The sequence below is a fragment of the Rhodococcus sp. WWJCD1 genome (assembly GCF_002258735.1).
Lineage (GTDB): Bacteria > Actinomycetota > Actinomycetes > Mycobacteriales > Mycobacteriaceae > Rhodococcoides.
This window is the reverse complement of sequence record NZ_NOXY01000031.1, coordinates 217,581-235,833: the sequence shown is the minus strand read 5'-3', so window position 1 is coordinate 235,833 and position 18,253 is coordinate 217,581. Positions and strand designations below refer to the sequence as shown.

Annotated in this window: 20 protein-coding genes; 8 read left to right on the top strand and 12 right to left on the bottom strand. The window is 64.6% G+C overall.

What is annotated here, in order from left to right; translation table 11 throughout:
• Nucleotides 1-54: 54 nt before the first annotated feature.
• Complete coding sequence (locus CH286_RS24140) at nt 55-783, bottom strand: IclR family transcriptional regulator (protein ID WP_032403157.1); 729 nt, start codon at nt 781-783, stop codon at nt 55-57.
• A gap of 144 nt (nt 784-927) precedes the next feature.
• Here CH286_RS24140 and leuC point away from each other — a divergent pair, with 144 nt between their 5' ends.
• The 3 genes from leuC to CH286_RS24125 all read left to right on the top strand — a co-directional run bounded on the left by leuC (nt 928) and on the right by CH286_RS24125 (nt 3,852).
• Nucleotides 928-2,352, top strand: coding sequence for a 3-isopropylmalate dehydratase large subunit (leuC, locus tag CH286_RS24135; RefSeq protein WP_032403158.1), 1,425 nt, complete (start codon nt 928-930; stop codon nt 2,350-2,352).
• Nucleotides 2,353-2,397: 45 nt separating this feature from the next.
• Entirely contained in the window at nt 2,398-3,015 is a 618-nt protein-coding gene (gene leuD / locus CH286_RS24130; protein ID WP_032403159.1) for a 3-isopropylmalate dehydratase small subunit, read from the top strand.
• A 150-nt stretch (nt 3,016-3,165) separates the two neighbouring features.
• The gene (locus CH286_RS24125; RefSeq protein ID WP_032377009.1) at nt 3,166-3,852 is read left to right on the top strand and encodes an HU family DNA-binding protein; all 687 of its coding nucleotides are present in this window, start codon (nt 3,166-3,168) and stop codon (nt 3,850-3,852) included.
• Between the two features lie 92 nt (nt 3,853-3,944).
• On the opposite strand, the gene CH286_RS24120 is transcribed toward CH286_RS24125, so the two are convergent.
• The 3 genes from CH286_RS24120 to cofC all read right to left on the bottom strand — a co-directional run bounded on the left by CH286_RS24120 (nt 3,945) and on the right by cofC (nt 7,928).
• On the bottom strand, nt 3,945-4,880 hold the full coding sequence (locus CH286_RS24120) for an NUDIX hydrolase (RefSeq protein ID WP_094610565.1): 936 nt from the start codon (nt 4,878-4,880) through the stop codon (nt 3,945-3,947).
• Complete coding sequence (locus tag CH286_RS24115) at nt 4,880-7,000, bottom strand: RNA degradosome polyphosphate kinase (protein WP_230592509.1); 2,121 nt, start codon at nt 6,998-7,000, stop codon at nt 4,880-4,882. Before CH286_RS24115 ends, CH286_RS24120 begins: the two co-directional genes overlap by 1 nt.
• Before the next feature lie 157 nt (nt 7,001-7,157).
• Entirely contained in the window at nt 7,158-7,928 is a 771-nt protein-coding gene (gene cofC, locus CH286_RS24110) for a 2-phospho-L-lactate guanylyltransferase (protein WP_094610564.1), read from the bottom strand.
• A gap of 122 nt (nt 7,929-8,050) precedes the next feature.
• Between cofC and CH286_RS24105 the strand changes: the two genes are divergently transcribed.
• Both CH286_RS24105 and CH286_RS24100 read left to right on the top strand, forming a co-directional pair.
• A complete protein-coding gene (locus tag CH286_RS24105) occupies nt 8,051-9,049 on the top strand; it encodes an NAD(P)H-dependent glycerol-3-phosphate dehydrogenase (protein WP_032403162.1) in 999 nt (332 codons plus the stop codon).
• Between the two features lie 73 nt (nt 9,050-9,122).
• Nucleotides 9,123-10,229: a D-alanine--D-alanine ligase family protein gene (locus tag CH286_RS24100; protein ID WP_032403163.1), complete on the top strand. Its 1,107-nt coding sequence runs from the start codon at nt 9,123-9,125 to the stop codon at nt 10,227-10,229.
• A 9-nt stretch (nt 10,230-10,238) separates the two neighbouring features.
• Here CH286_RS24100 and CH286_RS24095 read toward each other — a convergent pair whose 3' ends face one another.
• On the bottom strand, nt 10,239-10,850 hold the full coding sequence (locus tag CH286_RS24095) for a DUF3515 domain-containing protein (protein WP_094610563.1): 612 nt from the start codon (nt 10,848-10,850) through the stop codon (nt 10,239-10,241).
• Nucleotides 10,851-10,853: 3 nt separating this feature from the next.
• On the bottom strand, nt 10,854-11,102 hold the full coding sequence (locus tag CH286_RS24090; protein WP_032377015.1) for an Lrp/AsnC ligand binding domain-containing protein: 249 nt from the start codon (nt 11,100-11,102) through the stop codon (nt 10,854-10,856).
• 58 nt (nt 11,103-11,160) lie between these two features.
• Between CH286_RS24090 and CH286_RS24085 the strand changes: the two genes are divergently transcribed.
• The 3 genes from CH286_RS24085 to CH286_RS24075 are packed head-to-tail and all read left to right on the top strand — an operon-like array spanning nt 11,161 to nt 13,535.
• Nucleotides 11,161-12,282 carry a thiamine-phosphate kinase gene (locus CH286_RS24085; RefSeq protein ID WP_441347138.1) on the top strand — a complete coding sequence of 374 codons (1,122 nt, stop codon included), beginning with the start codon at nt 11,161-11,163 and terminating at the stop codon, nt 12,280-12,282.
• Nucleotides 12,283-12,321: 39 nt separating this feature from the next.
• Complete coding sequence (locus CH286_RS24080) at nt 12,322-12,846, top strand: gamma carbonic anhydrase family protein (RefSeq protein WP_032377016.1); 525 nt, start codon at nt 12,322-12,324, stop codon at nt 12,844-12,846.
• The gene (locus CH286_RS24075) at nt 12,843-13,535 is read left to right on the top strand and encodes a uracil-DNA glycosylase (protein WP_037155614.1); all 693 of its coding nucleotides are present in this window, start codon (nt 12,843-12,845) and stop codon (nt 13,533-13,535) included. Before CH286_RS24080 ends, CH286_RS24075 begins: the two co-directional genes overlap by 4 nt.
• Nucleotides 13,536-13,540: 5 nt before the next feature.
• Here the strand turns inward: CH286_RS24075 and CH286_RS24070 are convergent, their stop codons facing one another.
• From CH286_RS24070 to rpmB, 6 genes are all read right to left on the bottom strand, one after another.
• Nucleotides 13,541-14,335 (bottom strand): enoyl-CoA hydratase/isomerase family protein, encoded by a 795-nt coding sequence (locus CH286_RS24070; RefSeq protein ID WP_176458333.1) that lies wholly within the window; start codon nt 14,333-14,335, stop codon nt 13,541-13,543.
• Nucleotides 14,336-14,418: 83 nt separating this feature from the next.
• Complete coding sequence (locus CH286_RS24065) at nt 14,419-15,765, bottom strand: sensor histidine kinase (RefSeq protein ID WP_249305479.1); 1,347 nt, start codon at nt 15,763-15,765, stop codon at nt 14,419-14,421.
• Between the two features lie 47 nt (nt 15,766-15,812).
• The gene (locus CH286_RS24060; protein ID WP_094610562.1) at nt 15,813-16,514 is read right to left on the bottom strand and encodes a response regulator transcription factor; all 702 of its coding nucleotides are present in this window, start codon (nt 16,512-16,514) and stop codon (nt 15,813-15,815) included.
• A gap of 52 nt (nt 16,515-16,566) precedes the next feature.
• A complete protein-coding gene (locus tag CH286_RS24055) occupies nt 16,567-17,211 on the bottom strand; it encodes a phosphatase PAP2 family protein (protein ID WP_032403169.1) in 645 nt (214 codons plus the stop codon).
• A complete protein-coding gene (locus tag CH286_RS24050; RefSeq protein WP_094610561.1) occupies nt 17,208-17,780 on the bottom strand; it encodes a M15 family metallopeptidase in 573 nt (190 codons plus the stop codon). The genes CH286_RS24055 and CH286_RS24050 overlap by 4 nt, the downstream gene beginning before the upstream one ends.
• Before the next feature lie 194 nt (nt 17,781-17,974).
• Nucleotides 17,975-18,166 (bottom strand): 50S ribosomal protein L28, encoded by a 192-nt coding sequence (gene rpmB, locus CH286_RS24045; RefSeq protein ID WP_008717389.1) that lies wholly within the window; start codon nt 18,164-18,166, stop codon nt 17,975-17,977.
• Between the last annotated feature and the right edge of the window lie 87 nt (nt 18,167-18,253).

The window sequence follows — 18,253 nt, the reverse complement described above, 5'->3', positions numbered from 1 at the left end:
CGCCGCGCGCTCAGCCAATTTTTCGGCTGTCCGACCGTGGCCGGAGAGCATCGGTCAGAGACGCTTGTGCAGCGCGTCGGCTGCTGCGAGAAGATCCGCGGCCCAGCGCGCACCGGGCTTGCGTCCGATTCGATCGATGGGTCCCGATACCGAGATCGCCGCCACCACAGTGTCGTTGCCGTCGCGAACCGGCGCCGCCACGCTGGCGACGCCTGGTTCGCGCTCGCCCGCGCTCTGCGCCCAGCCGCGGCGTCGTACCTCGATGAGGACGCGCTCGCCGAATTCTGCGTCGGGCAGAACGGTTCTTTGAGTGTGCGAGTCTGCCCATGCCAGAAGAACTTTGGCACCGGAACCGGCTGTCATCGGCAGCCGCGCACCGACGAGCACTGTGTCTCGAAGGCCTGTCGGGGGCTCCATGGACGCCACGCAGACACGTACCGTTCCTTCCCGCCGATAGATCTGCACACTTTCACCGGTGATTTCGCGCAGGCGTGGGAGCACGGAGGCGGCGGCGTCGAGCAATGCGTCGGACGCGCTCGCTGCGAGTTCCCCGAGGCCCGGCCCGGTGTGCCACAGGCCGTCGGCATCTCGAACGAGTAGTCGGTGGGTCTCCAGGCCGACCGCGAGTCGGTGAGCGGTGGCGCGGGGGAGGGCGGTGCGAGCGCACAGATCTCCGAGATTGCAGGGCTTCTCGGCCACCGCGTGCAGCACCGCCATTGCCTTGTCGAGTACACCGATGCCACTCGATTTGTCGACGAGGCCGGCCAGGCTATGCTGTCTCATAGAACGATATTAGCCTCCCGAATGCTGAGATTGCACAACTGTGAGATCTCCTGCGTGCCGAGAGGCATGATGTCGAGACGAGACGCGAGGTGAACCAGCGAAGTTCGCCCACGCGACGACAGGAAGGCGAGGTCGACGACACCGATGTCCGAAACACCGAAGACTTTGGCGGAGAAGGTATGGGACCAGCACGTGGTGGTCCGAGGCGGAGGAGAAGGCGGCGCTCGTGAGCCCGATCTGATCTACATCGATCTTCACCTCGTGCACGAGGTGACCAGTCCGCAGGCGTTCGACGGTCTACGGTTGGCCGGCCGCGGGCTTCGCCGCCCCGATCTGACGATCGCGACCGAGGATCACAATGTCCCCACGGCCGATATCTTCGCCCCCATCGCAGATCTCGTCTCGCGTACCCAGGTGGACACCCTTCGCCGAAACTGCGAGGAATTCGGAGTGCGGCTGTACCCGATGGGCGATCTCGATCAGGGCATCGTGCACATCATCGGACCCCAGCTGGGTTTGACCCAGCCCGGTATGACCGTCGTGTGCGGGGACAGTCACACGTCGACGCACGGGGCCTTCGGCTCGATCGCCATGGGCATCGGTACGAGCGAGGTCGAGCACGTGATGGCCACACAGACTCTTTCTCTGCGTCCGTTCAAGACGATGGCGATCACCGTCGACGGTGAACTGGCACCCGGCGTGACGAGCAAGGACCTGATTCTTGCTGTCATTGCCCAGATCGGTACCGGCGGCGGGCAGGGTTACGTCCTCGAGTACCGCGGTGAGGCCATCCGAAAGCTGTCGATGGAAGCGCGAATGACCATCTGCAACATGTCGATCGAAGCCGGTGCGAGGGCAGGAATGATCGCACCCGACGACATCACCTACGAATACCTGAAGGGTCGCCCGCACGCACCGCAGGGAGCCGACTGGGATGCAGCAGTGGCGTCGTGGAACGAGCTGGCGACGGATCCGGATGCAGTGTTCGACAACGAGGTCCACATCGATGCCGATACGTTGACGCCGTTCGTCACGTGGGGCACGAATCCGGGTCAGGGTGCGCCGCTGGGAAGTACGGTGCCCGATCCGGAGTCGATGACCGACGAGGGCGAGCGATTGTCGGCGCAGAAGGCCCTGCAGTACATGGGTCTCGAAGCCGGCACGCCGATCCGTGAGATCGCCGTCGACACCGTATTCGTCGGTTCCTGCACCAATGGCCGGATCGAGGATCTGCGTGCCGTTGCGTCGGTTCTCGAGGGACACCGAGTTGCCGAGGGAGTGCGAATGTTGGTGGTACCCGGCTCCATGCGGGTGCGAGCGCAGGCGGAGGAGGAAGGCCTCGGCGACATCTTCACTGCCGCAGGGGCCGAATGGCGCCAGGCTGGATGTTCCATGTGCCTCGGGATGAATCCGGACCAACTGGTGGCGGGTGAGCGATCGGCGTCGACCTCGAACCGCAATTTCGAGGGCAGGCAGGGCAAAGGCGGTCGTACTCATCTCGTCTCGCCTCTGGTTGCTGCTGCTACCGCAATTCGCGGAACCCTGTCCTCTCCGGCGGATCTCGCGTAGAACGCGTCCTCGCTCGGATCGATCGAACCCATAGGAGACAATTCGATGGAAGCTTTCACCCGGCACACCGGTATCGGAGTTCCGCTTCGGCGGTCCAACGTCGACACCGATCAGATAATCCCCGCGGTCTACCTCAAGCGGGTGACGCGCACCGGATTCGAGGACGGGTTGTTCGCAGCGTGGCGCTCGGATCCGAACTTCATCCTGAATCTCGAGCCGTACAACCGTGGCTCGGTACTCGTAGCCGGCCCCGATTTCGGTACGGGATCGTCACGCGAACATGCCGTCTGGGCGCTGTCGGACTTCGGTTTCAGGGTTGTGATCGCGTCCCGATTCGCCGATATCTTCCGTGGGAACTCGGGCAAAGCCGGGCTGTTGGCGGCCGAAGTGGAACAGTCGGACGTCGAATTGCTGTGGAAAGCCTTAGAAGAACAGCCCGGTCTGGAAATAATTGTCGACCTCGTCGACAAGACCGTAACGGCTGGAACTTTGGTGGTGCGCTTCGCGATTGACGACTACACCCGGTGGCGTCTGCTGGAAGGTCTGGACGACATCGGATTGACATTACGCCAGGTAGAGGCCATTGCGGAGTATGAAAAGTCAAGGCCTTCATACAAACCCCTGACGCTCCCAGCGCGGATCGAGACCCCGACCGAAAGCTGACCGGGTGGGGGTCCGACACGCTATGCGGCCGTGAATCATTCCGCGACACCAAAATGAAAATTGGCGTGGCGCATAGACTCTTGACGACTTGGGGTTTACCGTTGTAGTAGTCGGTCCGACGATGGGCCACCATATAGCGGAGGAAATTCCATGAACAAGGCAGAGCTGATCGACGCCCTGACCGAGAAGTTGGGGTCTGACAGGCGGAGCGCCACAGAGGCTGTCGAGAACATCGTCGACACCATCGTGCGTGCAGTGCACCGCGGCGAGAGTGTCACGATCACAGGCTTCGGCGTGTTCGAGCAGCGTCGTCGCGCAGCGCGTGTCGCGCGCAACCCCCGCACCGGCGAGACCGTTCGCGTCAAGCCGACCAACGTTCCGGCGTTCCGTCCGGGTGCGCAGTTCAAGGCAGTCATCGCAGGCGGACAGAAGTTGCCTGCCACCGGTCCCGCCGTCAAGCGCGGTTCCGCAGCGGCTCCGGCCAAGAAGACTGCGGCGGCGAAGAAGACGGCTGCGAAGAAGGCAGCCGTGAAGACGACCGCCCGCAAGGCAACCACCGCTGCTGCCAAGAAGGCAGCTCCCGCGAAGACCGCCGCCAAGAAGGCAGCTCCCGCGAAGACTGCAGCCAAGAAGGCAGCTCCCGCGAAGACCACCGCGCGCAAGACAGTTGCAAAGAAGGCTCCGGCCAAGACAACCGCTCGCAAGGCTGCCACGACGGCTGCACCCGCCAAGAAGGCTCCGGCCAAGACGGCAGCCAAGAAGACCGTAGCCAAGAAGGCTCCGGCGAAGAAGGCTCCGGCCAAGAAGGCTCCCGCAAAGCGCGCAGCGAAGAAGTAGAGCCCGCAGGCTTCACCTCTCGCACGAACGCAAGTAAGGCCCCCGATTCGATATCCGAGTCGGGGGCCTTATTGTCGTTCGTGTTGCGTCCCCTAGGTGCCGGAAATGAGGGTGGGTAGGGGGCTGGCAATGTGGTCGGCCGCAACGAGCCTGCCGTCGTGACGCGAGAGCACCCACACGCTGCCTTTTCGATTCCTGTTGGCTGGCAACGTGATCCCGTCCTTTTCGGCCCACCAGCGCATCAGGTCGGGGATCACCTTGCCCTGGCTGCAGACAACGGGCGTGCCGGGCAGTTCGGCTATGTCGCGAGCGCGATGACGCCCCTTGCGCGGGTCATCGGCATACCCCTCCTCGGACAGCAGGTGCTCCGGGACGATCTCCGCTCCCAACGATTCTGCGAACGGAGCGACCGTCTGAACACACCGGGCACGGTCGGCCGCGTACACCGCGTCGCCCCCGAATGCCCGAAGCAGCGAGACCAGTGACTCGGCCTGACGTCGTCCGGTCTTGTCGAGCGGGCGATCGACGTCGTTGCCCTTGTACCGCGAGCGCGAGCCGGCGCTGCCGTGACGGACCAGCAGAACCGTCGAGGTGTCGGCAGGTTTGGCCACGAACCGGCGAAGAATCTTGTGGTCCATGGGATACGAGAGTTCGCGGCCGATGTCTGCGGGTGTTATCCAGCGCACCTCGTCCACCTCTTCGTTGGGGACGAACTCGCCGCCGGTAGCTTCCGCCGCCCAGTAGAGGACCTTCTTCATCCGGCGGTGGCCCGGGATCGGGTACGTGACGTAGGACAGTGACCGGCCCAGTCGCGAGTCGAATCCGGTCTCTTCCTTGACTTCTCGGACTGCCGCATCGACAGCGGTCTCTCCGGGATCGAGCTTTCCCTTGGGGAACGACCAGTCGTCGTACTTCGGCCTGTGTACCAACGCGATCTCGACGGAACCGTCGCTGCGCGGAGATTTTCGCCACAGAACAGAGCCGGCCGCAAAGATGTTGGCGCGAGGGGAGCCATCGGAGGTTCCCATCAGGACGCCTGATTCCTCCGGCTACGCATCAACTCCACCTGATGCTCACGGACTGTCTCACCCTGCGCGGGTGAAGCGACCCAGCCGCCGTCCGGTCCCAACTCCCAGCAGCGCGTGGTGGGATCGAGGGCGGAGTCGAAGATCTCGCTCAGTTGGTTCGCCAGTCGTGTGTCCTTGACCTGGGCCATCACCTCGACTCGGCGATCGAGGTTGCGGTGCATCATGTCCGCACTGCCGATCCAGAACTCGTCGGCGCCCTGAAAATGCAGAACTCGCGAGTGTTCGAGGAACCTGCCCAGGATGGAGCGAACCTCGATGTTCTCCGACAGTCCTGGAACTCCCGGCTTGAGCGCGCAGATACCGCGAACCACCACCTTGACCGGGACGCCTGCGATGGACGCGCGGTAGAGCGCATCGATGACCTGCTCGTCGACCAACGCGTTCGCCTTGAGACGAATCCCCGCCGCACGTCCCTGCTTGAGGTGTTCGACCTCGGCTTCGATGCGTTCGACGATGCCGCGGCGCACTCCGTACGGTGCCACGAGTAGGTTGCGGTACTTGGACTTTCGTGAGTATCCGGTGAGCGAGTTGAACAGATCGGTGAGGTCGGCACCGATCTCCGGGGACGACGTGAACAAACCGACGTCCTCGTAGATGCGCGCTGTCTTGGGGTTGTAGTTACCGGTTCCGATGTGGCAGTACCGGCGAATGACCGACCCCTCTCGGCGCACCACGAGGCAGGTCTTGCAGTGCGTCTTGAGGCCGACGAGGCCGTACACCACGTGCACGCCTGCCTTTTCCAGCTTGCGCGCCCATTCGATGTTGGCCTGCTCGTCGAAACGTGCCTTGATCTCGACCAGTGCAACCACCTGTTTGCCCGCACCGGCTGCATCGACGAGCGCATTGACGATCGGGGAATCTCCCGACGTGCGATACAACGTCTGCTTGATGGCGAGCACCTGCGGGTCGGCCGCTGCCTGCTCGATGAAGCGTTGGACGCTGGTGGAGAACGAATCGTACGGATGATGCACCAGGACATCGCCGTCGCGCAGCGTCGAGAAGACGCTCTTGGGGGTCTCGCGCTCGCCGAACGCCGGGTGGGTCGCCGGAACGAAGGGTGCGTCCTTCAGATTGGGACGGTCGACGCTGTAGACCTGCCACAGGCACGACAGATCGAGCAGTCCGGGTACCTGGATGACGTCGCCGGGGTCGACATCGAGTTCACGCAGCAGCAATTCGAGCATGTGCTCGGTCATGTCGTCGGCGATCTCGAGGCGGACCGGTGAGCCGAAACGCCTACGGGCCAGCTCGCGCTCGAGCGCCTGAAGCAGATCCTCGTCGCGGTCTTCCTCGACCTCGAAATCGGCGTTGCGCGTGATGCGGAACGCGTGAGACTCGACGACCTGCATGCCGGGGAAGAGTACGTCGAGGTGCGCCGAGATCAACTCCTCCATCGACAGAAACGCGTCGATGCGGTGCGAGCCTTCGCCGCGCTTGACCCGCACGAAGCGATCGACGTTGTCGGGGACCTTCACGCGAGCGAAATGCTCACCGGTTGTGGAGTAATCCTTAACCGTCACAGCGAGATTGAGGCTCAGGCCGCTGATGTAGGGGAACGGGTGAGCGGGGTCGACGGCCAGTGGTGTGAGCACTGGGAAGACCTGTTCGGTGAAGTAGTCCGAGAGCCGGGCACGTTCGTCGCTGTCCAGATCCGACCACCGGATGATCGCGATGCCTTCTGCGGTGAGCTCCGGCAGAATCGAATCCAGCAGTACTCGCGCATGTTTGAGCGCGAGCTCCTGGGTTCGCTGGCCGATCACCGCGAGCTGTTCGCGCGGAGTCATACCGTCCGCGGATCGAACCGAAAGACCGGTTTCGTCGCGACGTTTGAGACCGGCCACTCGAACCATGTAGAACTCGTCGAGGTTCGACGCGTAGATCGCGAGAAACTTTGCCCGTTCCAGCAGGGGGAGCGACGAGTCCTCCGCCAGAGCGAGGACACGTGAATTGAAGTCGAGCCAGCTCAATTCCCGATTGAGATAGCGATTTTCGGGGAGCACGGTGGTGATGTCCACCGACTCCGGTGTGGCGGCCGGTAGCGCGGAGGGGATGCTCGGCATCGTCGCTGCGATCGGAGCGCTCCAGACCGGCTCCGAACCGGTGCCTTCCCCAGTCTCCCTCGACGGATCTTCGTTGGCCGGCTGCGCGTCGTCTCTGCTCACCGGACGATCATCCCTCATACCCGGCGTGGGTGAAACTCCGATGGGCGAAACTCGGTCACGCAGTTGTCGCCGATGCGTCGTCACTCCAACCGAGCGCGCGCAGGACGGCAGCCGTTGCGGGTCCGACCCCGAGCCGGTGTGCACTGCGGACGTCCACCGCAGTGTCGACGTCGAGCCGCAGACCCGGCCAGGTGCCGTCGAGCTTCTGTGCGCCTGACTCGGCATGGCGGCGTGCGGAATCCACCCCGAACAGTGGTGCGAGATCGCCGGGGGAGTCCTTGAGGATCAACGCGGCGGTACCGGTGCCGTGGTGATCGACCACCAGTGATCGGCCTCCGCGAGGCGCAACAGCGTATGCCTGAGCGAGTTCGGCGGGACGCATGGCCGGGAGGTCGGCTTGCAGCGCAATGATGTCGATCCGGGCGTCGTCATCGTGCTCTCGTCGCCGGCCGACGACCTCTGCGCGTCGCAACACGGCCGCCGCGGACGCGAACGCGTGGTTGAGACGTGCGTCCGGTGGCTGTGCGGGATCGACGACCGGCTCGTCGAACACTCGCGCGCCGATTCTGCGGGCGGTCTCTGCGACGAGGGGATCAGGGGTGACCACCGTGACCGAATCCACCACCGATACGGCGTCTGCGGCGGCCACGGTGTCGCTGAGCATCGCGAGCACCAAACTTGTTCGCTCGGAACCCGAGAAGTCCGCCGCCAACCGCGACTTCGCCGCCGCGAGATCCTTCACCGCGATGAGGACGGCGACAACGCGGCGGGCAGGGTCGGACGACGCGGCCACTCGGTCGCCGTCGTCGAGTCGGTGTGCACCCATGGTGCTCGATCCTGCCAGCGTCGCGGATCTGTGCCGACTCCGACCGCCCGAGCCGGTGTGCGAGTTAGGGTGATGCCGCGCGAAGAACGAGGGCATCGGCAAGCAGGTGAGGGGTTGGCGGCATGAGCAGAGCAGCGGTGATGGGTTCGGGGTCGTGGGGAACGGCATTCGCCAAAGTGCTGGCCGATGCCGGGACCGACGTCACGATGTGGGCCCGCCGTGACGAGCTCGCTGCATCCATCACCGACGGCCACGAGAACAAGGACTACCTTCCGGGGATCGAGCTGCCCTCGTCGATTCACGCATCGAGCGATCCCGCTCGTGCTCTCGACGGAGCCGACATCGTGGTGTTGGCCGTGCCGTCGCAGAGTCTGCGGGCCAACCTGGGGGAGTGGACCGACTCGATCCCGCCGCACGCAACACTGCTGTCGTTGGCCAAGGGAATCGAGACCGGCACGCTCATGCGCATGAGCCAGGTGATCGCTCAGGTCACCGGAGCAGATCCGAGTCGGGTGGCGTGTCTGTCCGGGCCCAACCTTGCGCGCCCGATCGCCGAGGGGCAGCCTGCCGCGACCGTCATCGCATGCTCGGACTCCCAGCGTGCCCTCGAGATCCAGAAGTCCTGCGCCACCGGTTACTTCCGGCCGTACACGAACTCCGATGTCATCGGGGCCGAGATCGGTGGAGCCTGCAAGAACGTCATCGCCCTCGCGTGCGGGATGGCCAGTGGCGTCGGATACGGAGAGAACACACTCGCATCGATCATGACCAGGGGTTTGGCCGAGATCATCCGACTCGGCGTAGCACTCGGTGCCAAGCCGTCGACGTTGTCCGGTCTGGCCGGCGTAGGCGACCTCGTCGCCACGTGTTCGTCGCCCCTCTCGCGCAACCGCACGTTCGGTGAGCGCCTCGGTTCGGGTGGTTCCCTCGAAAGCGCGCAGGAAGCAGCGCACGGACAGGTTGCCGAGGGTGTGAAGTCCTGCACGTCGGTGCGTGCGCTAGCCGAGAGCTACGACGTGGAGATGCCGCTGACCGATGCGGTGCACCGGGTGTGTCACGGGGGCATGTCCGTTCCGGACGCGGTCGGTCACCTGTTGGGACGACGTATCAAGCCCGAGTGAGGCAAAGTTCGCGCGCTCGCGACCGACAGGGCGAATCCGCGCCGAGCGGGTAGCGACGGTACGGTTTCTCATCGTGAGTACTCCCCGCATCAAAGTCGCCGTCGTCTTCGGTGGCCGCAGCAGCGAGCACGCCGTGTCCTGTGTATCGGCAGGTAGCGTGCTGCAGAATCTCGATCCGGCCAAGTACGAGGTGGTCCCGGTGGGCATCACCCCGGACGGTGCCTGGGTTCTCGGCTCCTCCGATGCCGGTGCACTGACGATTCACGACCGGGTGCTGCCCACCGTGGACAAGGCCGGTGCGGCACTGACCCTCAGTACCGACCCGGGCCACGCCGGTGCGCTGATCGCTCTCGGCGAGGGAGACGGCGCAACGGTCTTCACATCTGTCGACGTGGTGTTCCCGGTACTGCACGGGCCGTACGGCGAGGATGGAACGCTGCAGGGCCTGCTCGAGTTGGCGGGCGTCCCGTACGTCGGGCCAGGGGTGTTGGCCAGCGCGGCCGGAATGGACAAGGAATTCACCAAGAAACTGCTCGGTGCCGAAGGGCTTCCGATCGGTCGCCAGGTCGTACTTCGCCGCGGTGCCGACAACCTCACCACAGTCGAGCGGGACCGGATCGGGTTGCCCGCGTTCGTCAAACCGGCCAGAGGCGGATCGTCGATCGGTATCTCCCGGATCACCGGTTGGGATCAATTGGACGCCGCGATAGCCGTCGCGCGTGAACACGACCCCAAAGTGATCGTCGAAGGAATGATCCACGGCCGTGAGGTCGAGTGCGGGGTCCTCGAATTTCCGGACGGAACCGTGCGCGCGAGCGCCATTGCCGAAATCCGCATTCCGGATGCGGAGGTCGACGATCACGCGTTCTACGACTTCGACACCAAGTACCTCGACGATGTCAGCGAGTTCGACATCCCGGCTGCTCTCGACGATGCGACCAGCGACCGCATCCGCGAACTCGCCGTTGCCGCTTTCCGGGCGCTGGACTGTCAGGGGCTGGCGCGAGTGGACTTCTTCGTCACCGAAGACGGCCCGGTCATCAACGAGATCAACACGATGCCCGGATTCACCTCCATCTCGATGTACCCCAAGATGTGGGCGGAATCCGGTGTCGACTACCCGACGCTGATCACCACCCTGATCGACACTGCGCTCGCCCGCGGGACGGGATTGCGCTAGTTCCGTCCGCTACTGCAACGGAGCCGGATCGAGGGCTTGCTGGGGTAGTGCGTTCGACACTGCCGATGACGCATCCTGCAGGGGCGTCGGACCGGAATCACCCGGAATGGTCAGGGCGATGTAGACACCTCGATCGACGACGAACCATGTGCTGGCGTCGATTCCGTCGTCCTCCCCGGACACTTCGAACCATTGGACGCCGTCGATGACCTGAAGCGGCGCAGCCACATCGAACCCGACCGGACGGGTCAGGCCGCAGCGCAGCACGACCGGCTCGGCGTTCTCCTCGGCCGAGACCCACGCGCGAACCCCGGCCGGCGCAGGGTCGGCCAGCTCGGCTGCGGTGTAGTCGCCCAGGTCCTCGGGCAGGGCGTCGAGTAACGACGCACATTGCGCACTCGTGGCGTCCGGGGAGTCGACCGGGCCCAACGCGACCGGATCGTGGACCGGCGAACGGTTCACCGCAATCGCGGCGACCAGAACTCCGACCACCAGCGCAACCGGCAACGCGATCGCGGTGGCTATCAAGGCGGGGTGTCGTTGTTCGCGGGTGCCGTCGGTGTCGGTCTTGCCGTCGGTGTTGTCGTCGTGGGCGTCGTTGCCTGCGTCGGTCGAGCTCACGAGCTATCCGACCGATGCGGTCGGCTGCGGAGCGACCGGACAGGTGAGAGTCCGAGTGATGGCGTCCACCTTCTGGATGCGGGAGACGATCTCGGCGACCTCGGCGTCGGATGCACCGTCGGCGCGCACGATGACGTCGTAGGGCCCGACGACGGCCTCCGCGGAGACCACTCCGTCGACGGCCTCGATCTGCTGCGCGACGGCCCTCGCGCGGCCCACCTCGGTCTGAACGAGAACGAATGCTTGCACCATCGGTGGTCCCTTTCCCTGCCGGACTTCTCGACTGTAAATTGGGTCGACTACGTTCTCTGTGCACGTAACCTGCAGCGTCGGTGCTGTCCCGGCCGCCTCTGAAAGGTACCGCAGGCGGGCCACGCGCTCCGCGCGAGTCCGTCGCGCACGCACCGCGTTCTCGAGGAGGAACATCATCGACGACCCCGGCACCGAGTCGGCCGCAGACGCCGAACCCACCGTCGCGCAGATCGGCGAATTCGAAGTGATCTCCCGCGCCGTCGCAGACCGCGTGCAACCTCCGTCGACCATCGTCGGGCCCGGTGACGACGCGGCCGTCGTCGCCGCGCCCGACGGAAGAATCGCGGCATCGACGGATATGTTGGTGCACGGCAGGCATTTTCGGCTGGACTGGTCCAGTCCGGTGCAGATCGGCCGCAAGGCGATCGCGCAGAACGGCGCGGACATCGCCGCGATGGGCGCTCGGTGCTCGGGTTTTCTCGTCTCTCTCGGATGCCCGGCCGATACGCCGGTGCGTGTGACCGACGGCCTCAACGAGGGCATGTGGCTCGAGGCGGTGGCCGCGGGATCGGCCATCGTCGGTGGCGATGTGGTGCAGTCACCAGAGCTGGTGATCTCGGTCACCGCCCTCGGTGATCTGCAGGGCAGGGCGCCGGTGCTGCGATCGGGCGCGCGTGTCGGTGACGTGATCGCTTACGCGGGGCGACTCGGCTGGTCGGCCGCCGGACTGGCTCTACTGCTTGCGGACACGGACAGAACGGGCCACGACGCTGTGCTCGACGCACACCGAGTTCCCGTCCCGCCGTACCGCGCCGGGGTCGGGGCCGCCGAGGCCGGCGCGACGTCACTCACCGACGTCTCCGATGGATTGCTGTCCGATCTGGGCCACATAGCCGATGCGTCGAACGTCCGAATGGACATCGATCCCGAGCTGTTGGAAATTCCAGTCGAATTGCGTTCGGCAGCAACGGTAATGGGAGTCGATCCGCTGGATTGGGTACTCACGGGCGGTGAGGACCATGCTCTCGTAGGAACGTTCGGCGATCACAGTGCCGTTCCGGCGGAATGGACGGTGATCGGCCGTGTCGAGCACGTCGTTGACGACCGGGCGAGTCGGGTGACGGTCGACGGACGCGTTCATTCGGGTAGATCGGGGTGGACGAGCTTCGAGAGCGAGTGAACGCGGCCGGCGTCCGATCGAGTCGGCTAAGTTGCTGGGATGGCTATCTACGCACTCGGTGATCGTGAACCCGACATTCATCCCGACGCCTACGTCCACCCCGACGCGGTCGTCATCGGAGCGGTGACCCTCGCGGCCGGATCGTCCGTGTGGCCCACCGCAGTTCTGCGGGCGGATTACGGCACCATCACCATCGGCGCGGGGACCAACGTCCAGGACGGGACCGTGGTGCACTGCACACCGATCGACGCGACGGTGATCGGCTCCGGATGCGTACTCGGGCACAATGCACACGTCGAAGGTGCGGTCATCGGAGACAACTGCCTCATCGCCTCGGGCTCGGTGGTGCTGAACGGCTCGAAGATCGGGGCGGGTTCGATCGTCGGGGCGGGAGCAGTGGTGCCGTTCAAGTTCGTCGTTCCCGAACGTTCCATGGCGCTCGGTGTTCCCGCGAAGATCCGGGAGGGGTACCAGGTCCCCGAAGGGCATGTGGACATCAACGTACAGATGTACTCGGCCAATGCCGCGTACTACCGTGACGCGCTGCGCCGGATCGACCGATGACGCCCCGGCCGCTCGCCGAGAGCGTCGAATCGGGGTGGGCGGATGCTCTTTCGCCCGTCGAGTCGAATGTTGCCGCGATGGGCGACTTTCTGCGGGAAGAGCTTGCCGCCGGTCGGCACTACCTGCCTGCAGGAGAGAACGTTCTGCGCGCGTTTCGCTATCCCTTCGACCGTGTCCGGGTCCTCATCGTCGGTCAGGATCCGTATCCGACACCGGGACATGCAGTGGGACTGAGCTTTTCCGTCGCACCGGAGGTAAAGCCCGTGCCGCGCAGCTTGAGCAACATCTTCAAGGAGTACTCCGACGACCTGGGGTTACCCACGCCCAGCAACGGAGATCTCACACCGTGGTCGGACCGTGGCGTGATGCTGCTCAACAGGGTGCTCACCGTCGAACCGTCGCAGGCCGCATCGCACCGGAAGAAGGGGTGGGAAGCGGTGACGGAGCAGGCTATTCGGGCTCTCGTCGCGCGATCCGAGAATCCCGACGCGCCGGGTCTCGTCGCGATTCTGTGGGGACGCGACGCTGCGACTCTGAAGCCGATGCTCGGATCTGTGCCGTACATCGAATCTGCGCACCCGTCACCGCTGTCCGCGTCACGCGGGTTCTTCGGGTCCAAGCCTTTCAGTCGAGTCAACGAGTTGTTGGTCGAGGGGGGAGACGAGCCGATCGACTGGACGTTGCCGTGATCGGATCAGGAGAAATCGGGACGACGCTTCTCCACGAACGCGTCGACGCCTTCTCGTCCGGCCGGCGAGGATGCGGCCGCCGAAATCGATGCGGCTTCGGCGTCCAAATGCTCTGTCAGAGTTGCGGATTCGGACGCCTGTAGCAGCGATTTGATTCCCTTGTACGCTGATGTCGGCCCGTTGGCGAGGGTTCGAGCCAGGCGCTCGGCCTCGCTGTCCACGATGTCGTCGCCCACGAGGCGGCTGAGAATCCCGAGACGAACTGCCTCCTCGCCGTTGATGATCGAGTCGTTCAGCAGAATGTCCATCGCGCGGCCCGAACCGACGATGCGGGGCAGCGTCCACGACATTCCTCCGTCCGGAGTGAATCCGATCGAGGGGTACGCGGGGCGCAGCTTGGTGGACGGTCCGCCGATGGCGATATCGGTGAGACACACCAGGCTCATACCTGCACCGGCGGCCCAGCCGTGTACACCGGCGACGATCGGGACGCTGACTGCTGCGAGTTCACGAACGAAAGCATGGAACGTGTCTGCGACGGAACCGACGAAGGCACTGCGATCGGCCGCACCGGCGAAATCGCGTACATTGCCGCCGGCGCAGAAATTGGGTCCCCGTCCGATGAGCAGGACGCTTCCGATTGCGGTCGTACCGGCGTTGACGGAGCGGAGGGCCGAGGTGCCGTCGGCGATGCCTTCGAGGTCGAGCGAGGCACCGCCTGCCTCGGTGGCGACGACGATGCGCAGTACACCGTCCTCGATGCTGACCTTGCTGGAAATGTCTGCGTCCGAATAAGTCACGTTCGGGACTCTAACCGACTCTTCTGTTCCGCCGTGGGGCCGGAGTGCTCGGGCACGGATGCGCGAGCCCTCTGCCAGGATCGCTACCGGGGTCGAAGACGGGGCAGCTGGACGCTGAATACCGTGCTCGAATCCACCCGGTCGACGGTGATGGTGCCGCCGTGCAGGCGCACGTTCTCGGCGGCGAGGGACAGTCCGAGACCGCTGCCCTCGCTGCGTCCACGAGCGGTGTCCACCTTGTAGAACCGTCGGAAGATCGCGTGGCTGTCCTCCGGTGATATTCCGGGCCCGTGGTCGACCACTGCCACGTCCACCCACTCGGGACGAGCGTGCATCTCCACGCGTACCGGGGGCTCGCCGTGACGCAGGGCATTACCCACGAGGTTGGCGACCACCACGTCGATGCGTCGTGGATCCACGGTGGCGTCGATAGTGTCCGGCCCACGCAGTTCGACGCTCTCCGCCCATCCGCGGCGGGTCAGCGAGTGTCGGACGAGTTCGACGAGGTCTACGTCGTCGAGAACGAGGCGCGCCTGTTGTGCGTCGTGACGAGACATCTCGATGAGATCCTCGACGAGGCGAGTGAGCTTGCCGATCTCACCGCTGACTATTCGGGCGGCTGCTCCCGCATCGGGCGAGAGTTGGGGGATTTCCTCTCGGAGTATCTCGCCGACCGGAACGAGTGCTGCCAGCGGAGTTCTCAGCTCGTGGGAGACGTCGGCGACGAACCTGCGCGCCTGCTCTTCCGACTCCTCCAACCCGCGAATGACCGTCTCGTTTCTGGCGATCATGGTGTTGAAGGTCGTCGTCAGCTCGGCGAGTTCGGTCACGCCCTCCTCGGAGAGTCGGACACTCAGATCACCGTCGGCGGCGCGGGCAGCGGCCCGATCGAGGCGTCGCAGCGGACGCACCAGGGTCGAGGCGATCCACAATCCGAGCAGACCACTGACCAGTACTCCGCCCGCCAGGGTGAGGGCCACGGCGCGCAGAAGATCGTCGAACTTGTCCTGCACGCCCTCGAGCGGCCGAATGGCGACGGCCGTGACGAGGGTTTCGTCGCCGTCCGGGTCGTTCGACTGGAAGACACGGACCGACATGGCCAGCAGGATCCGTTCGGAGTCGAGTCGGACGAAACGGATGATTCCGCGACCGTCCACCCCGGCCAGAAAGTCGGGGGAGAGCGTGGCCGGGTCGACGGATCCCCGTTGCACTTCGTCGTCGCCGACGAGCAACGTCGCGTCGGACGGAAAGAGTTGTCTCAGTTCGGATGCCGTCGTTCGGGTCACCTGGGCCCCGTCGACATCCCGTAGCTCGTCGCGGAACTGCGCCGTCGCCACGTCCTGCGCGTTGGAGTAGATCCACGATCGCGCCATGAACGACACCACACCGGCAGTGGCACCGGCGATGATCACGACGATGGTGATGAACACGAGGACCAGTCGAGTACGTAGGCCGTCGACTCGCAGCCGAGACGGCATCAACGAGCCGGGCCGGGATCGAATCGATATCCGAACCCGCGCACCGTTTCGATGGCTGCCGGTGCAGCAGGGTCGTCCTCGATTTTTCCGCGCAGTCTCTGGATCGCGGCATCGACGATCCGGGAGTCACCGAGGTAGTCCTGATCCCATGCTGCAGACAACAATTGGCCTCGGCTGAGCACGTGACCCACGTTCTCGGTCAGGGCGAGCAGGAGGCGAAGCTCGGTCGGTGTCAGCGTCAGCAGAGTTCCGCCCTTCCTCACCTGTAGCGACGAACGGTCGACGGTCACATCGCCGTACTGTTCGACGATTGCCGTTGCCGTCGCCGCGGCGGGTGTCGTCTCGGTCGATCGTCTGACCACAGCCTTGATACGAGCGTCCAGGACTCGTGGGCTTGCGGGTTTGACCACGTAGTCGTCCGCACCGGCTTCCAGACCCGCGACGGTGTCGATGTCATCGGAGCGGGCCGTGAGGATGATGATCGGGATCGAACTCTGCGCTCGAATCCGTCGACAGATCTCGTAACCGTCGGCTCCGGGGAGACCGAGGTCGAGCAGGACGATCTCGGCGGCGGTGAGCGCGTTGTCGAGATCACCGTTGCCGTCGGGGCGATGGTCGACGCAGTGACCGAGTCGATTCAGCCCCAACGTCATTGCTTCGGCCACAGCTGGATCGTCCTCCACGAAGAGAATGTTCACCATGTCGAAGACCTTGTGTAGTAGGGGCAATCGCGATCGGCCAAGGGTACAGGGCTCACACCTGCGCGAGACGTTCGTTGTCGGGGTCGGCCAGCGTCGAATGTCGGGGGTCGGAGATCCTGATCGGAAATGCGGAGACCGCCAGGGCATAGCATCCGACGAGCAGCAGCGCGCCGAGCGCGTCACTGGGGCGGTGCCATTTCAGGACGACGACCGACACGGCAGTTCCGAGGACGAGCAGTGCTCCGTTGATCGCGACGACGATCCGCCAGGGGCGAGCGGTTGCGAGGTAGACCGCACAGACGACAGCTGTGACGCAGGTGAGGGTGCCGCTGGGAAAGGAATTGTGCTGGACGAGGCCGTCCAGGTTCGGTCGATCGAGCGAGTACTTGAGAATCCAGGCCGTCGCAATCGGTCCGAGTGTCATGATTCCCACTCGCAGTGTCAGGGCAATCCTGTTGCCGCTGAACATGATCAGAAATGCGACGAGAACCGCTCCTGCGGCCGAGACCGGTGCGACGAGGTCGACGAATTCGGCGCAGACGTCCACGAGGTCTCCGGACAGTGTTTCGGCGCTCACCATCAGTTCCTGATCCACCGTTTGTCCTACGGTCGTCAACACGCCCAGGTAGTAGACGACGACTCCCAGGTTCAGCAATGCCAGCGCGGCGACCAGACGCCTCGGTTCGACCCGTGTCATCGTCGGCCCTCCGCTCGTTCGTCGGACGGGTCGTCGAGTGCGACCGGGCATGTGTCGCCGGGAGTGGTCGCCATCTCGAAGTGCCACATTTCGTTGGCATAGGTCTGGCACAGGCCGTAGTCGTTGCCGTGTCGGCTCATCCAGTCGGCGGCATCCGTCGGTCCGACATCCACCGCCCGTCCGGTGACATGCTTGGAGTTGTTCGGAGTTTGCACCCATCGTCTGGCTTCGTCGGTGCTGCCGTAGCGGCGTACGGCCTCGTCGAACAAGCGTTGCTGGTACGCCGCGGAACGCCATCCGGAGGTGACGTACACATCCACTCCGGACGATGTCGCATCGGCAGCAGCGGAGCGCAGCGCTTTCAGCAGAACGGGGTCGAGACGGGCCAGTGCGGGAAGATCGGTGTTGTCGAGGCCTATCCGGTCGTCTATCTCACCGCCGGCCGGCCCCGAGTCGGGCTGAGTGGCCAGGTAGTGCTCGGCCGTCGGCGTGTCGGGCTCTGTATTCGAGCATGCCGTGAGCGTCAGCATTGCGAGCGCCGAGACGAAGAGTGTGCGTGTGGTCGCCATACGTTCGAGACTGCTCGGCCGGTGTCACCGGCCGGTGCCCGTGATTCGCCATCTTCGTCACGGTTCCGCTCGGCTGTGTAACAGAACAGAACGGGAGCACGAACGACTGTGCCCCGCCTCCGAGTATCCGGGGGCGGGGCACAGTGCTCGCACGCAGTCGAGGCCGTGGAGGAAATCGAAGAGCGAGGCCGAAATCAGCCCCGGACCACCTTGCCTGCCTTCAAGCAGGAGGTGCACACGTTCATGCGCTTGGAATTACCAGGCGCAACCTGAGCGTGAACGGTCTGGATATTCGGGTTCCAACGACGGTTGGTCCGTCGGTGCGAGTGCGAGACCGACTTACCGAAGCCGGGCCCCTTGGCGCATACGTCGCAGACGGCAGCCATAGTCGCGAACTCCTTGATAGATGTTGATCGATACATGTGGTCGAAGACATCGAAACGAACTACGAGCAGATGCAAGGATTGCAATGC